Consider the following 25,363-nt stretch of genomic DNA (forward strand, 5'->3'; position numbering starts at 1 on the left):
TAAATAATTATATTTTTCTGTAATTTTTAAATATTTACAATTTATAGAAAAATATAATGTCTTCTAAAGTGTACGTTCAGATTAAAAAAGGAGTTTTTTTTATGTTAAAAAAACTAGTAGTTGGGGTTTTAGCAACTGGTATTCTATTGACTAGAGCTGGAGGTGCACTTGCTGCAGAAGAGTTTCCGTATCAAGTAAAAACAAAAGGGTTTAATGGACAACCAGTATCTATTGGTTTTGATAACAAAACGGATTTAGAAGATTACCTAAAGAAACATCCTGTTCCGCATTGCCATAAAGCTAAGTTTTTATGATACCCCCAAAACGAAAAAAACGAATTGGGGCTACAAAAGTGAAATATATTATGTGTTAAAACAATTAAAATAAATATTTCTTATTATTCGAATAAAAATAATATGTTGATAAATTTTTACATTTATTACAAAAAAATGATAAAAGGCGTAAGATTAGTTTACAAGCCATTTTATAAAGGAGTGATTCATTTGAAACGAGTTATGGGAGTACTTTCTACAGGTTTATTAGCAGGCGCGATGCTATTTGGTGTTTCAAGCCCGCAGGCGTATGCAGATTCTCCAGCAAAGCCTTACCAAGTAATAACTGATGGATTTGATGGGGAGCAAACAACGATTGGATTTGAAAACAAGACAGATTTTGAAAATTACTTAGAAAGCCATCCAGTTCCTAAAAGCAACAAAGTGCAACCTTTAGCATCAATTTATTCTACTTTTTATTATGATAATGATTTGAAGGGCTCACGTTTTACTGTAAATGCAAGTAGAAACCCAGTTGTTGTTGTAAACTTTGGTGGTTCTAATAATGATAATGTTTCTTCTATACTTACACATCCTTATGGAGATTATACGACTATTTATGAACATGTTAATGCAGAAGGGCGAGCACTTGCAATTGTAAACAATGGAAAGTATATTAATTTGACTGATGTTAGTATGGGAGATGGAGCTAGAACTTGGAATGATGAAGTTTCATCAGCGATTGTAAAATCTAATTAAGCTTAGTAGAAAAACTGATTTTCATCGAGATTTTCTACAATCTGAGCATTTCACTGATAGTGAAATGCTTTTTTGTCATGTTTAATTTCACTTAAATATGCTTTAACTTAGTTTAGGGTACCGCCCATCGCTATCAAGTTAACAAAATTCCATTAAAGTAAAAAAATACGCTATTCTTTCTATAGAATTATAGGAAATGATAACGTATTTTTTGCTTTATAGATGGTGAAAAACCTTAGCTTTATAGCGATGTGGTGCTACCCTGCATCTATCAACTTAAGAAAATAGATAAAACCATTAAGAAAAATCTTTCCATGTAAAATCAACACTCAAAATACCAATGGGCTGTTCGTTACTCATATAGTTTTTTGCGGAAACTACTTCCGGTTTGCGAAAACAAACAAGATTGTTGTAATACCCAAATGCTCGGCAAATTATTGGACGTACCGGATGAATACCGCAACGATCGTTTATTTCGTCATAGAAAATACATGTTCCAAAATATCGTTGCTGACTTTTTAAATCTAGGCGTTTTTTTGTAGGCATCGATTTTATTTTCTTCTTTATTTTTTTAAATTCTTCTTCTGTAATTGGAACGGGACCGCAACACATTCCTTTGCAGCCATTACAAGGTAACCCTTCCATATAATCATCTCCTAAAATAAGTAATTGTTATAATTAATCCAAAAATAAGGTTTTTCTAGTTCAGCAACCAAAAAGAGAGGATTTCATTTTATATTCAGAGAGTTTGGCTTGAATTCTCCTTTCTTATCGTTTTAGAACAACACAAAAAGGTCTTTAGACGCACTTGAAGAAGAATGCTCTTCAAGTGGTTCAAAGACCTTGACCTGCTATTCAAATAAAATACCCGATGTCATTTTTTCTAAAAAAGAAAAGTATCTCTATTATTATTTTAACAGATTTATCACAATATTACAACGATAGACGAATTAAAAGAGATTTCTTAAACACCATTTTTAATTTTTTTAATCTCTGTTAAATATTCAAAGTTTCTTTTCTACACTAGCAAAGGGATAGAAAAGATTTTGAAGCTACGTAAAGCTAGAAGAAAATGTATATATTTCCACTTTATTGATAATTCTTACTATCAATTAAATTTAGAAAGAGCGAATTTAGCTGTAAAATTCATTTTCTTCATAAATGAAGAATTCACTCCTGCTTGAAATTGTACAGAAATATTACCGTCTTTTTGCGCTTTGAATACGCGTCCATAAGGTGAATTAGCATTGTATGTACCAATTACTTGATTGTCTGCGTCAAAGACTGTGTAAGAAATCGGGAATCCTGAATTATTTACAAATACTGTAAGTTCTTCTCCTTTTTTAAGATTAAAAGATTCTTTTTGAGACACTTCATATGAACTCAGAGAATAATATTTAGTAACCTCTTGAATTTCTAAATCCATAGTTGCTGCACTAGCTTTCGGAACTTCTAACCCTGGTAAATTCATACCCGAAAGTACTGCTACTCCTAATGCTCCTGCTAAAATGGCTTTTTTCATAATTCTAACTCCTCCTTTAATATTCTTTCATAAAATAGTTACAATAAGTAAATGTAAAATCTACTTACTGTAACTATTATAGTTACGGTAATAATTGTTTTCAATAGAAAGTGGTATGCAATTTTGCATACAGAGAGGTATCACTACATGTCCATAAAGCTAACAGAACAGATTATCCAAAAAACGATAATGTCGGTGTGAAGTCCTACATGGGCTTTTCCGAATCGTGAAATTTGTAAAACATGTGCTTAAATTGATGTTAAATAATACCACACTGAAAATATTCATAAATAAAGGACGTATACGACGATGAAACAACCAGTGAATTTTAAATGGGAGCATTATGAGCCGGATATTCTTATAGAGCTACTAGACAAGCGAATAAAAACTCCATCCTATGAAGTCCTAAAGTTGTTGAGAGATAGGGCTTCATAGGATGAAGTTACTTTGCGAGAGGATTAAGTGTGCAAAAAATTTTGTTAAACGAATCCTAAAGGGAGTAAGAGGCATTCGTTTAAAAGAATTTACCTCGCAAAAAATATTAACATAGGCCTGCCGGTGAAGATGTGATAAAAATTACAGAGTTAATAAAAACTTCATTTTGTACAAAACAAAACCCTAGTTTCCTAGGGTAATGGATATAACAACCCGATTTAATCTAGCTTCTATATTATAAGGTGTAATCACAATGGTTATTAATGGTAAATGCAACCGGAAAGAGCAGCTAGCAAAAGCTAACTGCTCAAGGATCTCCAGGGGGACGGAGAAATTATTATGGTATCTATAATATTGACGGAATATTGAAATGTTTGCTTCGTGTGGTATGCCGATAGGTAAATATCCAGGTATGAGAGAACCAGTAGTTACGGGGTTACAGTTTATGGTGGTTGTTAGAGCCATACTAGAGACGTGTAAAAATATTGAAGAAGCCGTCTATGCTGTGAAAAACATGCCTGTGGGAACGAATATGAATTTACTTTTAGCGGATGCAAATGGTGAGGCAACTTTAGTTGGAACATATGACGGGGTTAAATATATTATTTAGAAGGTTAAATCCTAATGTTAAGAAGGTATTGTCTATGCAAAAGGAATTAGTATTTTTAGGGTGTAAATATGAGGGGAAAACATTTTAATAGCCCAAAAGCTACGTGGTTCCCTTCTATATTCGAAAGGAGTATCCATATTGAACAAACTATCTTTAAAACCCATTGACAAAAGTAATTGGGAAGAGGCTATAAAATTATCAGTAAAAGAAGAACAACGCACATTTATCGCCTCCAATCTTTATTCTATTGCAGAGGTTCAATTTTTAGATAATTTCTATGCAAATGGTATATATCTTGATAATAAGCTAATAGGATTTGCGATGTTTGGAATAGACTCTGATGATAATAATTATTGGATTTATAGACTAATGATTGATAAAGAGTACCAGGGACAAGGTATAGGTATACAGGCTATATTTCTCATTATTGAAAAGATAAGAAGTATTAATAATAAAAATATTCCTCTAATCATGATTGGATATAATCCTAAAAATCTTTCAGCAAAAATTGCTTATAGGAAAGCTGGATTTGTTGAAACTGAAGTATCATCTTGGGGTGAACAATTGGCGAAGTTCACCTTATAGGGGCACTATACATGCCCATCAACTTAAGAAATTGGTTGTTCCCCAAAACGAAAAAACGAGCTAAATTCTCATAAATACTTAACTATAGAGAAGTGAATTTTTTGTTTAGGGGGTGCTTCAAAATATTAGCTTGATGGTAAATAAATTTTGACTAAATTGATAATTGTAATTCTAGGCGCTGCCTGAGTTTAACTTAAAGAAACTAGCCATGCTCGTTTCATATGATGATAATACATTTATAGTGGTCTTTGATGAAGAGGTGCAAATAGCTGCTCAAGGTAGAAAGGCTTTGGAGCTTTACTTGCTAAACATCTTCTTAGTTATCAAAATATCATTGAAAGCTATATGAGAGTCCAAAGAGAGTTTAGCAAGTAAAATAACTTAATTAATATTATCAAGAGCTGAATTCTCAACACACCTTATAACCAAGTCTTCAACATATTAGACATATATAATATGTTGAAGACTTTCTCATTTTATAATAAAATACCGTCGGAATATTCGGGTTATTTTTAGGTTTTTTTATCTTTTTTACGAATAATAAATTAAGGCAGGATATAGTATTAAATGGTATTAACAAAATATGCAAACGGGGGTATTTATGAAAAAACTAAAATTTTTATGTTCGGGGATTATAGCTAGTATAACTTTAACAACATGTTTAAGTATTAATTCTGTATATGCAACCTCTGATGAAAAAAATTCTCTTACTCAATCTAAAAGCTCTCCTAACATTCCATACTCTATTCAAGATCCAAACAATACAGAAGATCCTTCGGGTTATTGGACAAAAGAAAAAATGCAGAATGCAATCCCAGCAGATGAAATCAAGACTAATGAAAAAACTACTCCAAAAAAACAGGAAGCTCCCTCAACAGAAAAACCTAGTAATATTTCTGATCCAGTTCCGCCTGATACTAGTGGTGGAATTAAAGCACTAAATGTTGTTGTTCCATCTACAGCAGGCAAAGTATTTTTTTCATATAGCGGAAGGGACTATGTTTGTTCTGCTTCTGCTACTAATAATGATTATAAAAACCTTGTCATAACAGCGGGTCATTGTGTACATGGAGGTAAGGGGAAAGGATGGCACTCAAATATTGCATTTGCTCCAGCATATAATAATGGTTCCACACCGTATGGGATTTGGAATTGGAAAGATGCTCGTACATTTAATTCTTGGATAAACGATAGTGATTTTAGCCATGATCAAGCGTTTTTTACTGTTTATCCTAGAAGTGGAAACAATTTAATAAATACTGTCGGAGGAAATGGACTTTCAACTGGATATGGTACTAATCAACCGAGTGTTCGTATTTGGGGTTGGCCCGCTGAAAATCCATACAATGGACAATTACCTTATTATTGTGGCGGATCAACAAGTAGTGCGGGATTGTTTAGTAGTGATGCCAAGATGAGTTGCGGTATGAATGGGGGAGCGAGTGGCGGACCTTGGTTAAGAGCGATAATCAATGAAAACCTTGGTTATGTTTTTGCAGTGACATCCCGACGTTCAACTTCAGGAACACCAACTTTGTATGCTACTCCTAATTCTAAGGATGTAAAAACAATGTTTGATCAAATGAAATAAGTGAATCTGATATGATTCTTTATTCTCAGTATAAAGTACACAATTCGAAAGAGAACACGTATTACATTACGGCAAGTAATGAGTATGTAAACGTGCATTGATATACGAAAAAGAAACCGGCTCGGTAATCGGAATCGGTTTCTTTTACTATATACCGAGGAGTGCAAACAAAACGTGGATTACGTACTAAAAACAAAATTCTACAGAGATACACTGATTTTCTGTACGATGAGGAATCCATTTTTCTAAATATTTTCTTTAAATAAAGCCTACGGCCGAAGAAGATTTTAAGTATTATATTTTCTATTTAACTCGTTTGTGCTTCTTTTAAATAAACCTAAAGATACTGAAGAAATAACTTTATAGTCTTTCTCAAGCCACATGTTTAGATTGTTCTGAAAATCTTCATTAAATAATATGTTTGACAAGTTTCTAATAATAAGATAGGAAGCATAAGAATGAGGGAATGTTGGGTCATTTTTTGCCTGGAATAGAAATTTGCCCAAGATAGTATGATCTTTACTATAAATAAGTTCTATTAATTTTGCGCGATATTCTAAATCGTTAGGTTTTAAATTAGGAAAATGAACATAGTCAAATAAATGTTGCGTTTCATGTTTTAAAAAGGATATTTGAAACTCTTCTCCCTGTATATTCTTATAACGTTTTGAATTGCAGTATAGTTCAGCATCTTTTGCCCATCCCCCGGCTGTTTTTTTCTCACAAGTAGCAAAACTTATCCAACTTTCCAGTAAAAAGTCGGACATCATATGCACTGTAACAGTTTGAAATGTGGATGGTAATTCAACATCAAAATGTAGGGTTTCCATACTTTTCCAAATATAAGGCCCTCTATAAGGGGGGCTAACCCCGCCCAAGAAATAAAACCCTTTTTCCATAAAAGCATCCATTAATATTTTTTCGATTGCCTCAATATTTAGAGTATTACTAACCTGCAACAAATTAGCCAACTCTTCCTTAAGAATGAGCTCGGCATTACCATTTGATTTTGGACTTATTAATACGCTTCGAAAATAATTATGATAAATTAAAATGACTCTATTAACCCATTCGTCCTCCGTAGGAATTTTCTCTTTATAGTCAGTCGTGAAAAATCTATTAATAAAATCTTTTTCTATTTTAATAATTTCGTTAGTTTTGGGACTAATAGAGCTAAGATACTTCATGGCCGATTTTATATCTCCTTGTAGACATAATGAATAAAATCTCTCCATTTATACACCTCTTTTTATTAGACTAACCTATACTTTAAGTACATTTTGTCATACTCCGCCCTTTATATTAACATAAATATCCATTTGTTATAAAAATCGAAAATGGCAATATCTAATGAAAAACGTACTACATTAGGGCTAGGATGCGTATGTGGATGTACGTTAGTAGGACGAAAAAGAAACCGGCTCTGTAATCGGAGAAGAATTACACTTACATAGTAACGGTATAGATTTCAGCCGTATATTCGAAAAACATATTCCGACAGAAACTTCTATCGCTAAGAGTCAAATACTATTACGTGATTATTCGATAGATGAAATTCCGATAATTTTGCTAGGGCATACAGAAGAAGTCTGCTATCGATTAAGGATGCAAAAGAAACTTGCTAGAACCATCCATCTTTCAATTGGTAGTAGTAAGGGTTACGATGGGGGATTTCGAAAGACACATACGTTTAATCGACCGACCAATTTAACGGTGGATATCTATCATGTTTGTACATATTATTTACACACTCTATACACGGGCGAGCCAATTCGAACAGTTAGTATTTCATTAACGAATTTAGTAGCCGAAGGAGAAGAGCAGATTTCGTTGTTTGATAATGTAATACAACGAGAAAAAGAAATGAGATTAACTCGGGTTATGGACGAAATCAGAACACGATTCAGTAAGAATAGCATATTATGGGGCGTTTCCTATACGAAAAATGCAACCGCAAGATATAGAAATACATTATTAGGGGGACATAAGTCATGAATAACGCAAACAACGCAAAGATGCCGAAGGGAAGAGGAATGGTGAAATGGCAGCCATTCGCATCTATGCCGGAACAATTCGCCGGTATCAGATCTATCATTAAGGAGAATGCGAAAGTGCCACGCCCTATCGTGACGCAAGACAAAAAGGAACGAATTGAAAGCCGTCTACTAACTTCGTTACTAACCGAAGAGGAGATACTAATTACATACTACGAGGATGGTTACATACTTTCGGGTTATATGACTGTTGTCGATATCGATCCTTTAAAAAAGAGCGTTATATGTACGGACGCTTTTCATTATAAGAATACGTTTAAATTTATCGACATTATTAACGCTGAGTAGGCGGTATGTAACTATATTAAACGAAACTTCACATGTCCTTTACACTACGTTAATATCTAACTGTTGAAATTTTACATGAGGTAACAAACTAACGTAAAAGGGGCCTTGCTAATGGGACAGGTACAGTCGAACTTATACGAAATATAAATGGTCAGGCGGTCAGGAGTTAATGTGGTATAACGTAGAGGTAAAGCGAGGGAAGCATGTGTGCGAATTTGAAATCTACAGGACAAGCGACACCATTTCGGTGTTTTACGTAGATCAATCCGGCAGAATTTATTTTTAGTTAAAATTATTCTATTTAAATCTAATATTCCCTGTTAAGTCATTAATTTTTTTACAACAAAATACAAAACTGCAAGAGCCATTGCGGTAATAGCAAAATATAAGATATGAGTAAGTGGTGAAAAAAGGAACCTATGTAGGTTCCTTTTTGTTATTTGTCACAAGCTAATCCGTCACCATCTCTATCTAACTTAGAGGAATAAGCAGGGTGATCTCTTGTGATATTTGAGAATCCAGCTGCTTTGGCCTCTTTACAGCTTTTAAAATTGTAGTTTCCTTGAGGGAGATTATTGTTTGGTTGTTGCTGTACACTTTGTTTTTGTTGAGCTTGCTGCTTTTGTAATTCTTCTTGTTTCTTTTGCTCTTCTTGCTGCTTTTGTAATTCTTCTTGTTTCTTTTGCTCTTCTTGTTGCTTCTGTAATTCTTCTTGTTTCTTTTGCTCTTCTTGTTGTTTTTGTAATTCTTCTTGTTTACGCTGCTCGTTAAGCTTCTGTTGTTCGTTATCTCTTTTATTAGCATCTGTATCTACAACTTTTGTTGTTGAGGCTGCTTTATTTTCATTTTTATTATCTACCATTCCGCTAATTCCAGCTGTGAGAATAAATAAATATATAATACATGCTATAACTATTTTCCATTTTGTATTAGAACGGAAACCAAGAATTTTCCTGTACCATTTACGACGTACCTTATGTATTTCAATAGATGTATTATTTTCGATAAAGCGCTCGATGTCTTTTCCTTGTTCCGTTGGGATAAAACGAAATGGTGTTCCTAATCCATTAAACTCGAATACGGATTTAATAGCAAAGTGATCTACTAGAACAGTGGAATAATCAATAAAGTAGTATTTAGCAATGCTGACAACATCATTTACAACTTTATTGTACTTGAATAATTGAATATGGTCAGTTGCTACAGCAGCATAACCAGTTTGCATACTTTCTAAGTTGGTAGAAACGATAATGGGTGTAATTCCATACTCTTTTTGATACTTTTTAGCAATTGCTTGTTTAGCAAGAGTAGATTCATTAGGCTTTTTCTTTTTCTTACTCATTATTTAGATCTCCTCTCAAATTTTACATAATAACCATTGTATATATTATCAAAATGTAAGATTAATGTATATTCCGAGTACAAGTATAACAGATTTACAAGGAATATATTATGAAAAGAATGTTTAATATATTCTGTTTGTAAGAAAATAAAAAGAGACGCCTATTCATCGTTTTCATCTACTAATGCTATTGACACTCCCACCTTTAAAGGGAGGCTGTCGCACTGTAGTGGGCTTTCACGTTCGGAACATCTGTAATGTTCAACTAATCAACCATTTTTCCAAATGTTTTCGTGGAGTATTTGCCCTTTGGTTTTGGTGCAAGAAATCTCTAAAACTTTGACATACTGATACTATCAATCTTAAAACAGCACCCTCTATATTGAGCGGTGTTGAAGCCATGCATATGATAAAAAAGGGACAGATTGATTTACGGAATCAGTCTGCCCAAAATCAGAAAGAGTTCATACACCAAGTGTTTGGACTTATAGCATAAAATACGATTTCACTAGGAATCTACTATTATTCGCGTTCTTCTTCATATATTTGCACCAGAACCGAATTATTGAATGAAAATAGAGTTGTTCCGTAATCGGACCAGATTATGTAATTAGAATATGATTAATAGAGAAGCAGGATGTTTTATAATAGTGTAGAATGTTCTTCAGAGTAAGCTCTGTAAGGTGATTAACGAAATGGTAATACATATGTTTACATTTACAATTAAATTTTTCAATAAGTTTAATATTTTACTACAGAATGCTTATCTTGAATCTTCGAGAAAGGAATGCCTATATATGTCTAAAATGGTTAATATGCTTTCTATATTATGGCTCCTCAAAACGAGAAGCCAAATGACTGCTAAGGAGTTAGCAGAGGAATTAGAAATCAGTATCCGTACGGTGTACCGCTATATTGATGCTCTGTGTGCAAGTGGAGTACCAATTATTTCAGATGCAGGACATAATGGTGGGTACAGGTTACTGAATGAGTTTAAGAAGGCACCTTTGATTTTTAATCTGGATGAGCAGAAAGCGCTTATTCATGCTGCAAAATTTGCAATAGATGCAGGGTATCCCTTTAGTGAAGCGTTAGATGAAGCAATTTCTAAATTGAAAATGTATACAAACGAGGAACAATTGAATCATATTAATCGTCATTTAAGAGGGTTTGAAGTTATCCATCCTACTGTCGAACCGCCTTTGAAATCTATTCTTCAAGAGTTAGAAATTTCTGTTGCCGAAAGTTATAGGTTATTTATTATTTATCATAAAGGTGGGGAAATCGAACCACAATCACGCCATATTGATCCTTATGGTCTTGTTTATTGGAAAGGTAAGTGGTACACAGTGGCTTATTGCCATCTGCGTAAAGAAATTCGAAGTTTTCGAATCAATCGTATTCAATCATTATCCAGAACAGGTGAAAAATTTGACCGACCCTTGGGATTTTCAGCACGTTCTTTCTTTCTAAAAGACCTTTTACCTGATTCAAACCAACTTGAAAAACTCATTTCTGTCCGTATCAAAGGCAAGACACATGCGCTTGATGATTTATGTCAGCATAGGTTATTTAGTCATGCTTTACAAGAAGTAAGTTATCAACTTTAGAGCCGAAATTAGCACAATTACGTAAGACTATAGATTATAAACTAACATTAAATCGTGTAGTTGGAGTTGCGTTTAATAATATTAGTGAGATGCATAGTGCGATTGATAAAGCTATTAATGATCTTACTTATATGTCCGCGCAATGGCACGATTTAGATTCTAAATATTCGGGAGTAATGGGATATATTGATAATGCAGCTCAAAAAGCTGATCAAAATAAATTTAAATTCTTAAAACCTAACTTGGATGCGGCTAAAGACAGTTGGAAAACATTAAGAACAGATGTGGTCACATTAAAAGAAGGGATAAAAGAATTAAAAGTGCAACCCGTCACTCCGCAAAAATAAGGCATGTGCTTATTTTCTTACTACTAGTAATGGAATTTATGTAAATTACCAAAGAAACATCTTTATTTAATGAGAATGTATAGCTACTCCATTTGTAATATTATTGCAATAATTGTAATGGTAATTCTGGAAAATCGAAATCAAATTCCAATTCTAAGGGTATTTCTAATTGTTTGATTGGATTTTCAGAAAGAGTAAGGTAAATACTTTTAAAATAATATAAAAGGAAAATTAGGTGCATTTATGCGTGTTAAATTAGCATAAATAGGCATATGTAGAGAGTTCAAACTTATTTGAATTTAAAGTATTGTTAACCCCGATGAAACACGAAACATTCTAATTGTTAGTACAATTAGAATATAAGATTTAATTGGAAAGAAGGGGTTATTATGAAAGAAACAATTAGTAGTTATGAAGATTTATTGGATATGTTAGATTCGTTATTGCGTGAACCAACTCAATTTTGGGATGATTTTTATTCTAATCGTGAAAAAGGAGTTCCCTTTTTTACTAATAAGCCAGATGAGAACTTAGTTAATTATTTCGAGAAAAAATTACTTAATCCAGGAAAAGTTCTTGAACTCGGATGCGGTCCAGGCAGGAATGCAATTTACTTTGCTGAAAAAGGATGCTTAGTTGATGCAGTAGATCTATCGCAGGAATCAATTCAATGGGCAACCGAACGGGCAAAAGAAAAAAATGTAAATATAAATTTTATTTATAACAATATCTTTGACTTACAAATTGAAGAGGGTACATACGATATTGTGTATGATTCAGGATGCTTTCATCATATTGCTCCACACAGAAGAATGAGTTATATAAATTTGGTGAAAAAGGCTTTAAAACCAGGTGGTTATTTTGCAATCACTTGTTTTGTTCAAGGTGGAGAATTAGGTGGAGCAGACATAACAGATTGGGAAGTATACAAACTGCAAAGTCTTAAAGGTGGATTAGGTTTTACAGATAAAAAACTTAGAGCCATCTTTAAAGGCTTTTCTGAAGTAGAAATACGTAGAATGAAAGAGATAAAACAATCGAATAAAGTATTTGGTGTCTCTGGACTTTGGACAGCCTTATTCACGAAAAATTCCACTGAATAGTAAAAAATGTTTTCTAAAGAATTTATATCCGTTATTTAAAAATTCGCATTTTACAATGTCCACAAAAGAGTGTTATGGGGTATAATTAATATAATCTTTCAGATGAGGTGAAGAAGATGACCTTCCGTATGGTTCGAAGTAACTAGTTTTCGGGCTGGAAAAAATGCGTACCAGCCATCAAGGGAGAAGTCTGTCCCTTTTCGGAAATGAAAACTATACGTCGCAGTAGTTAGCGTTATCATCAAACAAGGGTACGGGATTGCTTGATTAACAAGTCTCAGAACCTTAGTTTTTACACTCTTTTGGAAGGTGGATATACAATATGAATGAATTAGATTACAAAAGCCGATTTCCATAGTTTAGGAGAACGGCTTTTTTCGTGGGGTACCTTGTGCTATCTAATTAAGAGATTCGGAATCCAAAAAGCAAAATAATTTCGTTTTGTGGGCATTTTAAAATCTGAGGTTGATGGGCATTGGCGTTACCCCGTAACGAGCGGGAAAATCCTCTTAATGTTTCTATAAAGTAGGGAAGAAGGAGATTGACTATGATTACAAAGGTAATGGAAAAAAGTGAATGGGAAGTAGCAAAAGCAAAAGGAAACATAATGGAACCTTCACTGATGCAAGAAGGGTTTATTCATTGTTCTTTTTTAGAACAATCTCTTCAAGTGGCAGAAAAGCATTTTAGTACTGAAATGGAGTTAGTATTACTTGTAATTAATCCGTCGTTAGTTGAGGCGGAGATAAAATATGAATTGGCTTCTAATGGTCAAAACTATCCACATATATACGGAACCGTAAATGCTAATGCTGTTGTGAAAGTAGTAGAACTTCAGAAAGAAAATGGCGGCTATGTTTTACCAGTAGAGTTGGAACAAAAATAGTAGAATGCATTTGTTAACCTCATAAAAGGATTTTTGATTCGTATTATCGAAATACTGAAAGGGATAAAAACGAAATCGAGAAGAGGCGTACAAATGGAGGAAGTAATCAAGAAAATAAAGGAGATAAAATCAGGTCAAGTAGGTATAGTTGCTTATTCGGCAGAAAGACAAAATATTGTCGCTTTATATAATGATGATATATTGGTTCCACTAGCGTCTGCCGCAAAGGTTGCAATTGGATTTGCTGTAGCTAAAATGGTTGAAGAGAATCAAGTTCGCTGGAGTGATGAAATCGAAAATATCGAATTTAATCCGAAAGAAGATAGTAAAGAAATATACCCACATTTACAAAGAAGAACCGTATTAACACTCAAAGATGCTGTAGAAGTAATGATTGCATGTCATGACAATTGTATTGCACAATCTGTTGTCAACTTTTGCGGTGGATGGGAAGAAGTAAATAGGAGAATTCAATGTTCTTTTTCAAAGATTTATATTACGAAAGACCCAAGGAATATGAAAAATGTTGGGAAATTAAAACAAGTTCTTAAACTTTTAATTCGTATATTCCAAGGATATGAATTGAATCCGGTGCTATGGGAACCAATTATAAATGGAATGGTGAGACAACAAGGACAATATGAAGGAATACCAGGGTACCACTTAGCCCATATGACAGGTGGGTTACCTACAGCTGTTATAAATATCGGTATACTAGGAACGTTTTATGAAAAACCATTGCTTTATGTGATTGGCGGAATGGAGTTACCAAATCGTTATGAAAATCAAGAAGCTGATATGAAAATAAAAGAAACATTGCAATGTTTGTATAAAAAGTATACAGAATGCTATATATAGTGATGAGAAAGGAGAATAGACTTGAAAATTATACAACAAAATAACTCAAAAGATAGCGAATATATTAAAAATAAAGTAATCCAATACAATATGTCTGTACTATCAGATGAAGTAAAAAGCCCATTAGAACATGTAAGTTTTCTATTAAAAGACGATGTTGGCAAAATATTTGGGGGCATAACAGGCACAATATATTTCTATCACCTTCATATTGATTTTTTATGGGTGGATGAGTCAGTACGTCATGAAGGATATGGTAGTCAACTATTAAATGAAATCGAAGAAATTGCCAAAGAGAAAAACTGTAGACTTATATTACTTGATTCATTTAGTTTTCAAGCACCTGAATTTTACAAGAAACATGGTTACAGAGAGTTTGGCGTAGTGGAAGATCATCCTAAAGGGTATAGTCAGCATTTTTTAGAGAAACGTTTATAAGTATAATATAATAATGTTATGTAAATTAATTTTCGGGATATATAATCATGCATTCTAACCAGTTAAGCAATTAAGAGCAGATAAGAGGAGAAAAAGAAATGGAATCAACACGTACATACTGTCTTTCAAAAAAGCAACTGAAACTAACTCTTCTTTGCGGACAAGAGTGATGGAAAGTACATAATATAGTCAATATGATGAAGACCAATAGAAGACAGACCATGAAAGAGAACGAATTGTATGTTTATCACATTGTTACTAGGAAAAAAATGATTCTTGGGCAGATAATTAACTTTGACAAGAACAAAAACAATACCTTATATCGCTTCTTTTTTGAGAGAGAACAATTGAATTCTAAAGGCGAAGACTGTATTCAGATTTTACAAGATCATTATACAAGTGAAGGCTTGAACATGAATAAAGAAAATGCCGAAGTAGCTATAAAGTATGTAGACCAAACAATCAGAGCTATTAGAGAAGTAATAGTAGAAATGGTTAGACTACAAGAATATCCTGAATATCCTTCAAGATTGTCTTGCTTATACGCTGCGAAAAGCTATGAAGATGCTTTGAAATGGAAAGAATTATTTGATTCTTATAATCGGAAAGTTTTGCAGATTGTTAAACTTCGAGTTATTGGGAATTCTTTTGAGGGGGATGGAAACCTTTTACCAAAGGAAGATGGTGTTCCTTTCTCTCGAAAAATTGAACAAGCTAAAGAATATTGGAAGGGTAATGTAAAAAACGAGCTTCCAGAGCTTTTGATTAACGGAAAAATTGAAGTGGTAGAAATTATTGATGATTTCTCAGCTTAAATTCTAGGAAAGTTGTATAGTCTAATAATAAGAGAATGAAGGGAAGAGAAACATTATGTCAAAGCTACTACATGAATTATCTAAACTGGATAGTGAAGTCCTACGTCCTGAAGTATTAGACCATTTAAAAGTTACTTCAGGTAAAATGGTTGCTTGTGATCCTCTTATTTTTAATAAAAATCACTTCGAACAAACAATTCAGCCCGGCACATATCCAATTGTTGCTTGGTTGAACGAGGAAGATGGTGTAATTGCTGGTGCTGAATTGAAAGTATCAGAAGCAAAAGTGACAGAATGGAAGATGGCAATAAAGCCAGGACAGAATGTAAGTGAACTAAAGGAAGGATATATTTTTGGGTATCCAGTTGATACGGGACTAGGGTGTTTTGCAGATGTGGAAGCAATTGAAAAGTTAGAAGAAATAGAAAATAGATTACAACAAGAGCTAGGAGAAGAATTCATTAGTTTGTATGATGATTTGATAGACGACGTACTAACAGAACATGATGATGAGTGGGGAAATTGTGTAGTATGTGAGGAAACAGGAAGTAATATTATTATGTTCCGATCAGGTTATGGTGATGGTTTTTATCCTTCTTATTGGGGATTTGATGAGAATGGGAAAATTGTTTCGCTTGTTACTGATTTTCAAGTGTTATATGAGGAATAAATGAATGATGATATAAGAACCAATGATGTGACTAGTGAAGGGGAGAGTGCATGGAAATCAGAAAGGCACATTTAGATGATGTACATGATTTAACTTCATTAATGGGACACCTTGGCTATCCAACAACTATAGGAAAAATGAAAGTAAGACTTCAAAATATTTTTTCTCACCCAGATTACTATACGTTGGTAGCAGAAGAAAATGAGCGTGTTATTGGAATGATTGGCTTATGTACAGGCATACTTTACACTGAAGATGGAATATACACTCGCATTATTGCATTAGTAGTAGATGAAGAGTTTCGAAATCAAGGAATAGGAAAAAGTTTAATAGAAGCAGCAGAGAAATGGGCGATGGAACAAGGGATAGATTCGATTTGCTTAAATAGTGGGAATCGTGAGGAAAGACACCATGCGCACCAATTTTATAAATGTATGGGATATGTTGAAAAAAGTACAGGGTTTGTAAAACGTTTTGTGTAATAAGAAAGGACTTCATAATGAGTTATAAACGAAATAGGTTGCTGTATGCAATCTTGACAATAATAGTAGTTATTTTAGGATTGGCATCAAGGAAATTTGCTTATGCTTTACCTAATCTATTAAATGCATATTTAGGGGATGCACTTTGGGCTCTCATGATTTTTATTGGATTTGGATTCCTTTTTCATAAAATGAAGATTAAAAAGATCGCGTTTTTAAGTTTACTATTTTGTTATGGTATTGAAATCAGTCAATTATATCATGCGGATTGGATAGATAATATTCGTGCAACGACTTTAGGGGGACTTGTATTAGGGTATGGTTTTTTGTGGAGTGATTTATTAGCTTATACAATTGGAGTTGGAACGGGTATGCTGTGTGAATTAATGTTTCGAAAAGTATAAAAGGCTTCGGATTTCATAAAGGGGTATATATACAATGGAACACATATTAGATATTACAAATTTTTGGTTTCAAGACGAGCAAGTAACAACAGAAGCAATCCAACCGAAAGTAACAAAGATTATAAGGAATAAGCAAAATTATATATTAAAAGAAAAAGGTTCGATAAAGCAGTTGTTGGCTGAAACAAATGTATTAAATCAACTTGCACAAAAAGGAATTAGAATACAAAGGCTTTTGAAGACGAGAGGCAACGAAAGCTATATTTTACAAGATGATAAATATATTGTATGTATGAGTATGTAGAGGGAAATGTTGTAGAAGTAAAACGCGTTGGAAATCTTAAAGTGTTAAGTAATACTATTGGAAGTGAAGTTGCTAAGTTACATCAGGCACTTTGTTCCACAAATCATGTAGACGAATTTGTGGAACGTAATTTGTACAATGTAATTTATGATTGGGCCACACCTGTTTTGAAAAGCAGTGAGCAAGTTCATCCTGAGCTCATTCAAACTATGAACCAGCTGCAAAAAGATTTTAAAGACTCCATTACGCTGTTACCAAGGCAACTCATTCATCGAGATATGCATTTATCTAACTTAATCTTTAAGGAAAATGAGTTTCAAGGATTTATAGATTTTGAACTTGTAGAAATAAATGTGAGAGTGTTTGATTTGTGCTACTGTTTCACTAGTATTTTAAGCGAAGTATTTTGTGATGAACAATTAAGAAGGGACTGGTTATATATTGTTCGAAATATTTTTGAGGGATACCATAAACAGAATCCTTTATCAGAAGCAGAAATTCAGGCGATTTGGTATGTAATGCTAGGTATTCAAGTCATCTTCATTACTTATTTTGTTCAATCAGCAGAATTATTAAAGTTAAATGAAGAAATGTTCTTTTGGATTTTAACAAATAAAGAGGCGATTGAAGAAACAATAAAGGGAGTAGAGATAGTTTAAGAGACGACAATGTATAGATGAAAGAATTGATAGAGTATATTATAAATGAATCGTTTTAAAATCCCCTTTATATAGTGCAGAAAGGGGATTTTACTTTATTATTTACTAACTTCTTTAATCGATAAATCCTTTGTCATAAGAATATGCGGAATACCGTCTTCCATAAATACGTCTGAAGAAGTATGATAGCCTAGTTTGTTATAAAACCCTTCTGCATGTGTTTGCCCATGTAATTTAACTTTGGATATTTCTTTTTCTCTAGCAATCTCTTCTAATGTTTGAATAATTACTTTGCCTAAACCATGTTTTCGATAAGGTTGTAATATGCAGATTCTTTCTAGTTTACCAATGTTATCGACGAATCTTATGCGTCCAGTCCCTACAGGTATTTCATTAAAATAAACTAAAATATGATGACATACATCATTTAATTTATCGAATGTATCAAATTCATCTTCCAGAGGAACACCTTGTTCTTTGACAAACACTTCTTTTCGAATTTGAAAGGCAGTTTCTAAGTCAGTTATTTCTTTTATTTGTTTTGATTTCAACTTATTCAGTCCTTTCTTATATGATGGGAATATAAAGATACTGTTTTATATCGAGAAGCCCATTTTTGGGTTTTTTTCCTGTCTTTGGACCTGACTCAATATCGATAATAATACACCACTTGAAACTCTTTTTCGAATTGTATGCACTTGCTTCATCTAATTTTGAATGACGTTGTAAGCCTAGTTTTAATTTTATTGCTATGAAAATTACATGTTTGGACATATTAGCGAATGAATTAATTTTATCATATATGAATTTGGAGAATGAGCAGAGGGCGGTAAGAAACCGCATTAGGACAAAAGACCAATGGAATTCATATAGACGGTCAACGGTGTATTAGTGTCGTGGTCTTTATAAAACAAGCATAGAGGACATAATGTCTCATATGTTGCATATATTGCAATGAAAACAGTACAAGAACATTTTGTTCCTTGGTTAGCTTCACCAACTGATATGTTAGCAGAAGATTGGGAGGTTGTTGAATAATGGATAATACGGTAACTCAACAGGATATTGATAATATTTTAGAGAAAACTCAATGGACAGTAGAAGAATTTCATGGCAAATGTACAGTCGTAGTTGCGAAATTGCCAAATGGATTTATTTTAACTGAATCCAGCGCATGTGTTGACCCTGCTGATTATGATATGGATATTGGTATGGAATGCTGTAAAGAACGAATTGTAAATAAGATTTGGGAATTAGAAGAATATAGATTGCAATGTGAATTAGCTAAATTAGTTAAGTAAGTCGCTATTAGTGAAGTGATCTCAAAAAGTTAGACAGGTTACTTCATTAGTCAAAACTAAAGGGCATGGGCTTCGTATTGTACCGGGCTCATGCCCTTTAGTTTTGTCATAATACTTTTATTCCTTTTTCAGTTGCAATAATCGCTTTATTTACCATATTAATAAATAAACCAGTTTCAATTACACCAGTTACTATTTTTACCTGCTGATGAGTTTCGATTGGGTTCGTTATTTGGTTTGGAAAAACACAATCTAAGATCATATTGCCATTGTCTGTTATAAATGGTGGATTATTTTGGGTACGTAAAATCGTCTGGCAACCAAAGGATTGAATTCGTTTTGCAGTTTGCTCCCAAGCGAACGGTACGATTTCAATAGGAAGAGGAAAGGTACCTAAATCTTTTACAAGTTTTGATTCATCAGCGATTATAATGAGTTTTTGGGAAGAAGTGGCGACTATTTTTTCACGTAGAAGAGCGCCGCCGCCCCCCTTAATTAAATGTAGATTGGGGTTAATCTCGTCTGCACCATCAATCGTGAGATCAAGGTAATCAACGTTACTTAAAGGAATTAAAGGGATAGAAAGCTGCACTGCTAATTTCTCAGTTTCTATTGATGTTGGTACAGCTTGAATCGTTAAACCTTCGCTGATTAGCTGTCCTAATTTTTGTATTGTCCAATATACAGTAGAACCAGTACCAAGGCCGATTTTCATCCCGTCTTTTACAAAATCAGCAGCATATTCACCAGCTAATCGTTTTAAATCCGTCATTCTGTTGCCTTTTCATTCTACAGGCCGTGGCCCAGCATCTAATCCGGAATTTTCAACTGTTAATATGGGACGAACGGTGAGATCAGTATGTACATGCATTTGACATGATAATCGCAAATGATCTTCAATACCTTTTTCAGTAATAGCGTTCTTCTCAACATGTGTAGGTTCACAAAAATCCCCAGCTATGATTTCTACACGGCAAGTGGTACAACGCGCTTTCCCGCCGCAGCGGTGAAGAATATGGATACCATTATCTTCAAGTGCTAGTGCTAACTTTGTTCCTTCTTTTACATCAAATGTTCCACTACCAATAACGGTTAATTTTGGCATATTGTTGCCTCCTCATGTAAAATTCTACATAACATATTTATGACCCCACATTTACAAACATAAACATTAAATTTTTTTATGTGCCCCGTAACTTTTTGATTTGTTCAATCGTTAATTAAGTAAGCGCTGAAAAGGAGTGGTTATTTTGTGCACAAAAGTAACTCGAATTTTAAGAAATCATATCGATATGAATCATTCAAATATAAACTTTATCATTGAAAATTATGCGGAGTTAAAAAGGTACTGTACCTTTTTAACAAAAAGCAAATGGGATGGGGAAGACCTGGCCCAAGAAACGGTTTGTAAAGTACTTCAAAAATATATAGGTGTAGAACATAAAGATGTTTGTATTACGCTTCTATATAAAATTGCTCGAAATCAATGGCTCGATCAAATGAAAGCAAAATCAGCTAAGAAGAAATTAGAGCAGGAGATTACATTTGAAGAACCACATGAAAAAATTGCTGATTTGCATGAGATGGCGGAGAAAGTCTTGTCTTTATTAAATGTACAGCAATCCGTTATCTTCTTGTTAAAAGATGTTTTTCAATACAGCTTATCAGATATTGCGGAAATATGTTCAATCTCAGAAGGCGCAGTGAAGGCTTCGTTGTTTCGTAGTAGAAATAGATTGAAAACGGTAAGTGAAGAAGAGGAGATTGAATTAGCCGGGCAGGATGATGACGTTGAAGTAGTTGTAACAGCTATTCGGGAACAAAAACCAGAATTGTTAACAAGACTTCTTCCAACAATCGACTTTACACATCTATCATCTAAGCAGCCTGTGTTATTATTCAATACAAAAACACCTTCTTCTTACGGTTATATGCTATGCGCAGCTTAAAAAGTAGATGGAGGGATTATGATGAATACAATTCCGTATGTTGTAGAGCAAACAAAGCTAGGAGAACGCTCCTATGATATATATTCAAGGTTGTTAAAAGACCGTATTGTCATGATTGGATCAGAAATTAATGATCAAGTAGCAAGCAGTGTAGTGGCACAGTTATTATTTTTAGAAGCAGAAGATGCGGAGAAGGATATTTTTCTTTATATCAATAGTCCAGGAGGCTCAACTACAGCGGGATTTGCGATATTGGATACAATGAATTTGATTAAACCTGATGTTCAAACGCTTTGTATGGGATTCGCAGCTTCATTTGGAGCGCTATTATTACTCGCTGGAGCGAAAGGGAAAAGGTTTGCGCTTCCAAATAGTGAAATTATGATTCATCAGCCGCTTGGCGGAGTGAAAGGGCAAGCGACAGAGATCGAAATAACTGCAAAACGAATATTAAAGTTAAAACACGATATTAACAAAATCATATCAGATCGAACAGGTCAGCCAATTGAAAAGGTAGCTCTTGATACAGAAAGAGACTACTTTATGACTGCGGAAGAAGCTAAAATATATGGTATTGTCGATGCTGTTATTGAAAAAAAATAACTTAAAATAGGCCAGAGAACATTAGGCTCCCTGGCCTATTTTTGCGTAATAAATTAATCTTTTATCCACTCATTTACTAACGCCTGATTCTTTTTAATCCATTTTCGAGCCGCCTCTTCGGGATCCTTTGTTTTATTTAACATAACCATCAATGTACCAAGTTGCTCATCACTCATTTTCCATCTATCGAAATATTTCACAATCTCTGGATAATCTTTTTCAAAACCTTTTCGTACAGAGTAATAAATGTCGTCTTTTTCACCATATACTTTCTTAGGGTCTTTTAAATATTTTAAATCAAATTCTGAAAAGCTCCAGTGTGGATTCCAAAGCGTTACAGCGATGGGTTTCTTTTGTGTATATGCTTTTTTTAGCTCACTCATCATCGCAGCTTCTGAAGATTGGACAAGTTTTAGCTTTATATCATATTCTTTCATTGCTTTATCTGTTAAATTCATAAGGCTACTACCAGGCTCAATTCCGATAATCTTATTATCCAATTCATCCTTATGGGAATTTAAATCCTCGATACTGTTAATGTCTTTCATATAAGAAGGAACGACTAATCCAAGTCCAGTTCCCTCATACCATTTCGATTTTAAGACAATATCATTTTTATATCGGTCATTTAAGGGCTTATCGGTTACAGGAAGCCATACTTCTAAGTTTGCATCAACATCGCCGCGAGCGACGCCAGTCCAAATGGCTGCTTTTTCTAAATACATGAGTTCAACTTTATATCCTTTTTCTTCTAATAAAACTTTCCACATATTTGCAGCCGCAATATTTTCCTTCCAACTTGTTACACCAAGTTTAATTTTTCCTTTTGTATTTGCATTTGTGGCATTACAAGAGGTAATAATCATACTGATAAATAACAAAATGCTTATAAGCCATATTTTCTGTTTCATCGAGTCCTCCCGTTTCGTAAATAGAGATTTTTCATTCCGTTTTGTATCACGTTGTTTGTAGGAATAAATCTATAAGTGAACCTTCTTATTATGAACGGAAACAAGAATTTTAAAAAAAGCCTCTTTATGTAATATTTCTGTTTAAAATCGTTACACTATGTGAATAGATAGGCAGAAAAGGAGTCGTTGTATGGAAAATACAAAAGTACGTGTTGAAAACGTAACAAAAGTATTTGGAAAAAACCCTCAAAGAGCAGTCACCTTATTAAAGGAGGGAAAAAGTAAATCAGAAATATTAAAAGAAACGGGAATGAACGTTGGGGTGAAAAAAGCAACATTTGAAGTGTATACAGGAGAAATTTTTGTCATTATGGGGCTATCTGGGAGCGGGAAATCAACTCTTGTTCGAATGCTCAATCAGCTTATAAAGCCAACAGCAGGCCACATATACATAGATGGGGAAGATATCGCAACAATGGGGAAAGAGGCACTTAGGAAAGTACGAAGAACAAAGATGAGTATGGTCTTCCAAAAATTTGCGTTATTTCCTCATCGTACCGTGATACAAAATGTTGCCTATGGATTAGAAATACAAGGAGTACCAGTAGAAGAAAGAGAAGCGAAAGCTTTGGAGTCACTTAAATTAGTTGGATTGAATCATCATAAAGATAGCTTCCCAGGACAATTAAGCGGTGGTATGCAGCAGCGCGTTGGAATTGCAAGAGCTCTTACGAATGATCCAGATGTTTTACTTATGGATGAGTCATTTAGCGCATTAGACCCACTTATCCGTAAAGAAATGCAAGATGAACTGTTAGAGCTACAAGATAAGATGGAAAAAACGATTATTTTTATTACACATGATTTAGATGAAGCACTTCGAATTGGGGATCGTATCGCATTAATGAAAGACGGAGAAATTGTGCAAATTGGAACGCCAGAAGAAATTATGATAAGCCCAGCTAATGAATTCGTAGAGAAATTCGTTGCGGATGTGAATTTAGGAAAAGTGATTACGGCTGAATCTATTTTAAAAAGACCAGAAACATTATTGATTGACCGCGGCCCTCGAGTGGCCCTGCAAATTATGAGAAATGCAGGGGTATCTACCGTATATGTTGTAAATAAAAAACACGAGTTTTTAGGGATATTAACAGCGGATGATGCGAGTAAAGCTGTTCAAAAGCAGTGGCCAATTGCTGACTTGTTACTAAAAGATATTCCGCACGTATATTTAGATACATTATTAGAGGAAACGTATGCGAAAATGGCGGAAATGAAGCTTCCATTACCAGTCATTGATGAAAAGAAAAGGTTAAGAGGCATCATAAAACGAGAAAGTGTCATTCAAGCCCTTGCAGGAAATATTGAGGAAGAGGTGAATGACGATGAATAGTATTCCGCGTATTCCTTTAGGTGAATGGGTCGATGCATTTGTTACGAGTTTATATGCGCATTTTGAAGGATTGTTTAGAGGATTTTCATACATCATTGGTGGTTTCGTTGATTTACTTACAAATTTCTTAACATTAATTCCAGCATTTTTAATGATTATAATCGTATGTTTTCTCGTTTGGTATACAACAAGGAAAATATCTTTAGTGGTATTTGCGTTAATCGGCTTATTATTTATTCTAAACATTAACTACTGGGGACAAACGATGCAAACATTAGCGCTTGTTCTTACATCAGTCATTATTTCCATCATTGTTGGAATCCCAATCGGCATTTTAGCATCTCAAAATGAGCGATTTTCAAAAATATTGAGGCCAACATTAGATTTTATGCAAACAATGCCAGCATTTGTATACTTAATTCCAGCGATTACATTCTTTGGAGTAGGTGTTGTTCCTGGTATTATCGCATCTGTTATTTTTGCGATGCCACCAACGATTCGTTTTACTGATTTAGGGATTAGGCAAGTACCAGAAGATTTAATTGAAGCTGCAAATGCATTTGGTTCAACTACATCGCAAAAGTTATTTAAAGTTCAGTTACCTCTTGCAACGGGAACTATAATGGCTGGTGTAAACCAAAGTATCATGCTCTCTTTATCGATGGTTGTTACAGCTTCGCTTGTAGGTGCACCAGGACTTGGGGTAGATGTATATCGTTCTGTAACACAGGTTAACATTGGAATGGGGTTTGAGGCTGGACTAGCTATTGTAGTCATTGCGATTGTATTAGATCGGATTACGCAAGGATTTCATAAGAAAAGAAGAGTGTAAATAGAAATGAAACACGCATTGTAAGTGAGGCTACTTATTATGATGCGTGTTTTTTATTTGAATGAAATAAGGTTACATACGCACAATTACTGAACTTCCAGCTGGTGCACACACTTGATTTTGTTGTTGTTCCATCGCTTTTATTAATTGATTATTTTCTTCAATCAATGAGATCAATTTTGCTAATTGATGTTCCAGGTTCGCTATACGTTGCATCATGTAATGAAAATCATTAGGGATTGGTGGTGTAGTTCATACGGCGTTGTTTGAATAAGAGGTTGGTGGGTAATTCATGTGAGAATTCCAATGTGGATGCATATGATTTGTTCCTCCTTCA

The 25,363-nt window shown here is 33.9% G+C and carries 28 protein-coding genes and 6 pseudogenes; 25 read left to right on the forward strand and 9 right to left on the reverse strand.

The genetic code is table 11. The features are described from left to right. Positions 1–101 precede the first annotated feature (101 nt). Both MHH71_RS02225 and MHH71_RS02230 read left to right on the forward strand, forming a co-directional pair. On the forward strand, positions 102–314 hold the full coding sequence (locus tag MHH71_RS02225) for a hypothetical protein (RefSeq protein WP_006097103.1): 213 nt from the start codon (positions 102–104) through the stop codon (positions 312–314). Between the two features lie 189 nt (positions 315–503). Further along, positions 504–1,031 (forward strand): hypothetical protein, encoded by a 528-nt coding sequence (locus MHH71_RS02230; protein WP_033799391.1) that lies wholly within the window; start codon positions 504–506, stop codon positions 1,029–1,031. A 297-nt stretch (positions 1,032–1,328) separates the two neighbouring features. Here MHH71_RS02230 and MHH71_RS02235 read toward each other — a convergent pair whose 3' ends face one another. Beyond that, positions 1,329–1,676 (reverse strand): YkgJ family cysteine cluster protein, encoded by a 348-nt coding sequence (locus MHH71_RS02235; protein WP_006097101.1) that lies wholly within the window; start codon positions 1,674–1,676, stop codon positions 1,329–1,331. Positions 1,677–2,139: 463 nt separating this feature from the next. Then, the gene (locus tag MHH71_RS02240) at positions 2,140–2,553 is read right to left on the reverse strand and encodes a hypothetical protein (protein WP_018780615.1); all 414 of its coding nucleotides are present in this window, start codon (positions 2,551–2,553) and stop codon (positions 2,140–2,142) included. An 805-nt stretch (positions 2,554–3,358) separates the two neighbouring features. On the opposite strand from MHH71_RS02240, the gene MHH71_RS02245 reads away from it, so the two are divergent. From MHH71_RS02245 to MHH71_RS02260, 3 genes are all read left to right on the forward strand, one after another. Beyond that, the gene (locus tag MHH71_RS02245; RefSeq protein WP_006097098.1) at positions 3,359–3,598 is read left to right on the forward strand and encodes a carcinine hydrolase/isopenicillin-N N-acyltransferase family protein; all 240 of its coding nucleotides are present in this window, start codon (positions 3,359–3,361) and stop codon (positions 3,596–3,598) included. A 138-nt stretch (positions 3,599–3,736) separates the two neighbouring features. Beyond that, positions 3,737–4,183 (forward strand): GNAT family N-acetyltransferase, encoded by a 447-nt coding sequence (locus MHH71_RS02250; protein WP_003204648.1) that lies wholly within the window; start codon positions 3,737–3,739, stop codon positions 4,181–4,183. Between the two features lie 601 nt (positions 4,184–4,784). Then, positions 4,785–5,774 (forward strand): trypsin-like serine peptidase, encoded by a 990-nt coding sequence (locus MHH71_RS02260; RefSeq protein ID WP_033799390.1) that lies wholly within the window; start codon positions 4,785–4,787, stop codon positions 5,772–5,774. 287 nt (positions 5,775–6,061) lie between these two features. Here MHH71_RS02260 and MHH71_RS02265 read toward each other — a convergent pair whose 3' ends face one another. Beyond that, complete coding sequence (locus MHH71_RS02265; protein WP_006097096.1) at positions 6,062–7,009, reverse strand: hypothetical protein; 948 nt, start codon at positions 7,007–7,009, stop codon at positions 6,062–6,064. Between the two features lie 175 nt (positions 7,010–7,184). Between MHH71_RS02265 and MHH71_RS02270 the strand changes: the two are divergent. Continuing rightward, positions 7,185–7,769, forward strand: a pseudogene (locus tag MHH71_RS02270) (DinB/UmuC family translesion DNA polymerase); the annotation flags it as partial. Continuing rightward, positions 7,766–8,116: a YolD-like family protein gene (locus tag MHH71_RS02275; RefSeq protein ID WP_240516968.1), complete on the forward strand. Its 351-nt coding sequence runs from the start codon at positions 7,766–7,768 to the stop codon at positions 8,114–8,116. The pseudogene MHH71_RS02270 and the gene MHH71_RS02275, both read left to right, overlap by 4 nt. Positions 8,117–8,552: 436 nt before the next feature. On the opposite strand, the gene MHH71_RS02280 is transcribed toward MHH71_RS02275, so the two are convergent. Continuing rightward, on the reverse strand, positions 8,553–9,458 hold the full coding sequence (locus MHH71_RS02280) for an excalibur calcium-binding domain-containing protein (protein WP_006097094.1): 906 nt from the start codon (positions 9,456–9,458) through the stop codon (positions 8,553–8,555). Positions 9,459–9,825: 367 nt separating this feature from the next. On the opposite strand from MHH71_RS02280, the pseudogene MHH71_RS02285 reads away from it, so the two are divergent. The 12 genes and pseudogenes from MHH71_RS02285 to MHH71_RS02340 form a co-directional block, all read left to right on the forward strand. After that, a pseudogene (locus MHH71_RS02285) lies at positions 9,826–9,954 on the forward strand (IS6 family transposase); the annotation flags it as partial. 301 nt (positions 9,955–10,255) lie between these two features. Beyond that, a pseudogene (locus MHH71_RS02290) lies at positions 10,256–11,050 on the forward strand (helix-turn-helix transcriptional regulator); the annotation flags it as partial. Beyond that, a pseudogene (locus MHH71_RS02295) lies at positions 11,047–11,415 on the forward strand (hemolysin); the annotation flags it as partial. The pseudogenes MHH71_RS02290 and MHH71_RS02295, both read left to right, overlap by 4 nt. A 389-nt stretch (positions 11,416–11,804) precedes the next feature. Continuing rightward, a complete protein-coding gene (locus tag MHH71_RS02300) occupies positions 11,805–12,518 on the forward strand; it encodes a class I SAM-dependent methyltransferase (protein WP_006095026.1) in 714 nt (237 codons plus the stop codon). Between the two features lie 547 nt (positions 12,519–13,065). Further along, entirely contained in the window at positions 13,066–13,404 is a 339-nt protein-coding gene (locus tag MHH71_RS02305; protein ID WP_006095027.1) for a DUF952 domain-containing protein, read from the forward strand. A gap of 93 nt (positions 13,405–13,497) precedes the next feature. Then, complete coding sequence (locus MHH71_RS02310; RefSeq protein WP_033798914.1) at positions 13,498–14,262, forward strand: serine hydrolase; 765 nt, start codon at positions 13,498–13,500, stop codon at positions 14,260–14,262. A 21-nt stretch (positions 14,263–14,283) separates the two neighbouring features. Next, a complete protein-coding gene (locus MHH71_RS02315) occupies positions 14,284–14,700 on the forward strand; it encodes a GNAT family N-acetyltransferase (RefSeq protein WP_018780610.1) in 417 nt (138 codons plus the stop codon). A 221-nt stretch (positions 14,701–14,921) separates the two neighbouring features. Beyond that, positions 14,922–15,515, forward strand: coding sequence for a DUF2441 domain-containing protein (locus tag MHH71_RS02320; RefSeq protein ID WP_033798915.1), 594 nt, complete (start codon positions 14,922–14,924; stop codon positions 15,513–15,515). 55 nt (positions 15,516–15,570) lie between these two features. Next, positions 15,571–16,185, forward strand: coding sequence for a DUF4241 domain-containing protein (locus MHH71_RS02325; protein WP_006095031.1), 615 nt, complete (start codon positions 15,571–15,573; stop codon positions 16,183–16,185). Positions 16,186–16,235: 50 nt separating this feature from the next. After that, a complete protein-coding gene (locus MHH71_RS02330; protein ID WP_006095032.1) occupies positions 16,236–16,667 on the forward strand; it encodes a GNAT family N-acetyltransferase in 432 nt (143 codons plus the stop codon). Between the two features lie 17 nt (positions 16,668–16,684). Next, positions 16,685–17,071 (forward strand): ribosomal maturation YjgA family protein, encoded by a 387-nt coding sequence (locus tag MHH71_RS02335; protein WP_006095033.1) that lies wholly within the window; start codon positions 16,685–16,687, stop codon positions 17,069–17,071. Between the two features lie 34 nt (positions 17,072–17,105). Next, positions 17,106–18,034, forward strand: a pseudogene (locus MHH71_RS02340) (phosphotransferase enzyme family protein). Between the two features lie 98 nt (positions 18,035–18,132). Here the strand turns inward: MHH71_RS02340 and MHH71_RS02345 are convergent. Continuing rightward, positions 18,133–18,585, reverse strand: a complete 453-nt coding sequence (locus tag MHH71_RS02345) for a GNAT family N-acetyltransferase (RefSeq protein WP_003204617.1) — start codon at positions 18,583–18,585, stop codon at positions 18,133–18,135. Positions 18,586–18,961: 376 nt separating this feature from the next. Between MHH71_RS02345 and MHH71_RS02350 the strand changes: the two are divergent. Both MHH71_RS02350 and MHH71_RS02355 read left to right on the forward strand, forming a co-directional pair. Then, positions 18,962–19,072: pseudogene (locus MHH71_RS02350) on the forward strand (Thoeris anti-defense Tad2 family protein); the annotation flags it as partial. After that, positions 19,072–19,335 (forward strand): Gp49 family protein, encoded by a 264-nt coding sequence (locus tag MHH71_RS02355; protein WP_006095034.1) that lies wholly within the window; start codon positions 19,072–19,074, stop codon positions 19,333–19,335. The pseudogene MHH71_RS02350 and the gene MHH71_RS02355, both read left to right, overlap by 1 nt. Positions 19,336–19,441: 106 nt before the next feature. On the opposite strand, the gene rpiA is transcribed toward MHH71_RS02355, so the two are convergent. Then, a complete protein-coding gene (gene rpiA, locus MHH71_RS02360; RefSeq protein WP_006095035.1) occupies positions 19,442–20,107 on the reverse strand; it encodes a ribose 5-phosphate isomerase A in 666 nt (221 codons plus the stop codon). A gap of 12 nt (positions 20,108–20,119) precedes the next feature. Then, a complete protein-coding gene (locus tag MHH71_RS02365) occupies positions 20,120–20,440 on the reverse strand; it encodes a 2Fe-2S iron-sulfur cluster-binding protein (RefSeq protein WP_006095036.1) in 321 nt (106 codons plus the stop codon). A gap of 145 nt (positions 20,441–20,585) precedes the next feature. On the opposite strand from MHH71_RS02365, the gene MHH71_RS02370 reads away from it, so the two are divergent. Beyond that, positions 20,586–21,284, forward strand: coding sequence for an RNA polymerase subunit sigma-70 (locus tag MHH71_RS02370; protein WP_033798916.1), 699 nt, complete (start codon positions 20,586–20,588; stop codon positions 21,282–21,284). A 21-nt stretch (positions 21,285–21,305) separates the two neighbouring features. Next, positions 21,306–21,887, forward strand: a complete 582-nt coding sequence (gene clpP / locus MHH71_RS02375; protein WP_018780603.1) for an ATP-dependent Clp endopeptidase proteolytic subunit ClpP — start codon at positions 21,306–21,308, stop codon at positions 21,885–21,887. A gap of 53 nt (positions 21,888–21,940) precedes the next feature. Here clpP and MHH71_RS02380 read toward each other — a convergent pair whose 3' ends face one another. Beyond that, entirely contained in the window at positions 21,941–22,798 is an 858-nt protein-coding gene (locus tag MHH71_RS02380; RefSeq protein WP_018780602.1) for a glycine betaine ABC transporter substrate-binding protein, read from the reverse strand. 190 nt (positions 22,799–22,988) lie between these two features. Between MHH71_RS02380 and MHH71_RS02385 the strand changes: the two genes are divergently transcribed. After that, positions 22,989–24,194 carry a quaternary amine ABC transporter ATP-binding protein gene (locus MHH71_RS02385; protein ID WP_003204603.1) on the forward strand — a complete coding sequence of 402 codons (1,206 nt, stop codon included), beginning with the start codon at positions 22,989–22,991 and terminating at the stop codon, positions 24,192–24,194. After that, complete coding sequence (locus MHH71_RS02390; protein WP_018766032.1) at positions 24,187–25,026, forward strand: ABC transporter permease; 840 nt, start codon at positions 24,187–24,189, stop codon at positions 25,024–25,026. The genes MHH71_RS02385 and MHH71_RS02390 overlap by 8 nt, the downstream gene beginning before the upstream one ends. A 72-nt stretch (positions 25,027–25,098) precedes the next feature. Here the strand turns inward: MHH71_RS02390 and MHH71_RS30485 are convergent, their stop codons facing one another. Further along, complete coding sequence (locus tag MHH71_RS30485; RefSeq protein ID WP_003204599.1) at positions 25,099–25,245, reverse strand: hypothetical protein; 147 nt, start codon at positions 25,243–25,245, stop codon at positions 25,099–25,101. Positions 25,246–25,363 lie beyond the last annotated feature (118 nt).

The sequence above is a fragment of the Bacillus sp. FSL H8-0534 genome (assembly GCF_038005885.1).
Classification (GTDB): domain Bacteria; phylum Bacillota; class Bacilli; order Bacillales; family Bacillaceae_G; genus Bacillus_A; species Bacillus_A pseudomycoides.

Excerpts from the sequence above, each read along its gene's own strand:
- MHH71_RS02225 (WP_006097103.1), top strand. The coding sequence starts at position 102 with ATGTTAAAAAAACTAGTAGTTGGGGTTTTAGCAACTGGTATTCTATTG.
- MHH71_RS02305 (WP_006095027.1), top strand. The coding sequence starts at position 13,066 with ATGATTACAAAGGTAATGGAAAAAAGTGAATGGGAAGTAGCAAAAGCA.
- MHH71_RS02390 (WP_018766032.1), top strand. The coding sequence starts at position 24,187 with ATGAATAGTATTCCGCGTATTCCTTTAGGTGAATGGGTCGATGCATTT.
- MHH71_RS02320 (WP_033798915.1), top strand. The coding sequence starts at position 14,922 with ATGAAAGAGAACGAATTGTATGTTTATCACATTGTTACTAGGAAAAAA.
- MHH71_RS30485 (WP_003204599.1), bottom strand. The coding sequence starts at position 25,245 with ATGATGCAACGTATAGCGAACCTGGAACATCAATTAGCAAAATTGATC.
- MHH71_RS02265 (WP_006097096.1), bottom strand. The coding sequence starts at position 7,009 with ATGGAGAGATTTTATTCATTATGTCTACAAGGAGATATAAAATCGGCC.
- clpP (WP_018780603.1), top strand. The coding sequence starts at position 21,306 with ATGAATACAATTCCGTATGTTGTAGAGCAAACAAAGCTAGGAGAACGC.
- MHH71_RS02355 (WP_006095034.1), top strand. The coding sequence starts at position 19,072 with ATGGATAATACGGTAACTCAACAGGATATTGATAATATTTTAGAGAAA.
- MHH71_RS02330 (WP_006095032.1), top strand. The coding sequence starts at position 16,236 with ATGGAAATCAGAAAGGCACATTTAGATGATGTACATGATTTAACTTCA.
- MHH71_RS02260 (WP_033799390.1), top strand. The coding sequence starts at position 4,785 with ATGAAAAAACTAAAATTTTTATGTTCGGGGATTATAGCTAGTATAACT.
- MHH71_RS02335 (WP_006095033.1), top strand. The coding sequence starts at position 16,685 with ATGAGTTATAAACGAAATAGGTTGCTGTATGCAATCTTGACAATAATA.
- MHH71_RS02235 (WP_006097101.1), bottom strand. The coding sequence starts at position 1,676 with ATGGAAGGGTTACCTTGTAATGGCTGCAAAGGAATGTGTTGCGGTCCC.
- MHH71_RS02240 (WP_018780615.1), bottom strand. The coding sequence starts at position 2,553 with ATGAAAAAAGCCATTTTAGCAGGAGCATTAGGAGTAGCAGTACTTTCG.
- MHH71_RS02365 (WP_006095036.1), bottom strand. The coding sequence starts at position 20,440 with ATGCCAAAATTAACCGTTATTGGTAGTGGAACATTTGATGTAAAAGAA.
- MHH71_RS02245 (WP_006097098.1), top strand. The coding sequence starts at position 3,359 with ATGTTTGCTTCGTGTGGTATGCCGATAGGTAAATATCCAGGTATGAGA.
- MHH71_RS02300 (WP_006095026.1), top strand. The coding sequence starts at position 11,805 with ATGAAAGAAACAATTAGTAGTTATGAAGATTTATTGGATATGTTAGAT.
- MHH71_RS02325 (WP_006095031.1), top strand. The coding sequence starts at position 15,571 with ATGTCAAAGCTACTACATGAATTATCTAAACTGGATAGTGAAGTCCTA.
- rpiA (WP_006095035.1), bottom strand. The coding sequence starts at position 20,107 with ATGACGGATTTAAAACGATTAGCTGGTGAATATGCTGCTGATTTTGTA.
- MHH71_RS02275 (WP_240516968.1), top strand. The coding sequence starts at position 7,766 with ATGAATAACGCAAACAACGCAAAGATGCCGAAGGGAAGAGGAATGGTG.
- MHH71_RS02280 (WP_006097094.1), bottom strand. The coding sequence starts at position 9,458 with ATGAGTAAGAAAAAGAAAAAGCCTAATGAATCTACTCTTGCTAAACAA.
- MHH71_RS02385 (WP_003204603.1), top strand. The coding sequence starts at position 22,989 with ATGGAAAATACAAAAGTACGTGTTGAAAACGTAACAAAAGTATTTGGA.
- MHH71_RS02310 (WP_033798914.1), top strand. The coding sequence starts at position 13,498 with ATGGAGGAAGTAATCAAGAAAATAAAGGAGATAAAATCAGGTCAAGTA.
- MHH71_RS02380 (WP_018780602.1), bottom strand. The coding sequence starts at position 22,798 with ATGAAACAGAAAATATGGCTTATAAGCATTTTGTTATTTATCAGTATG.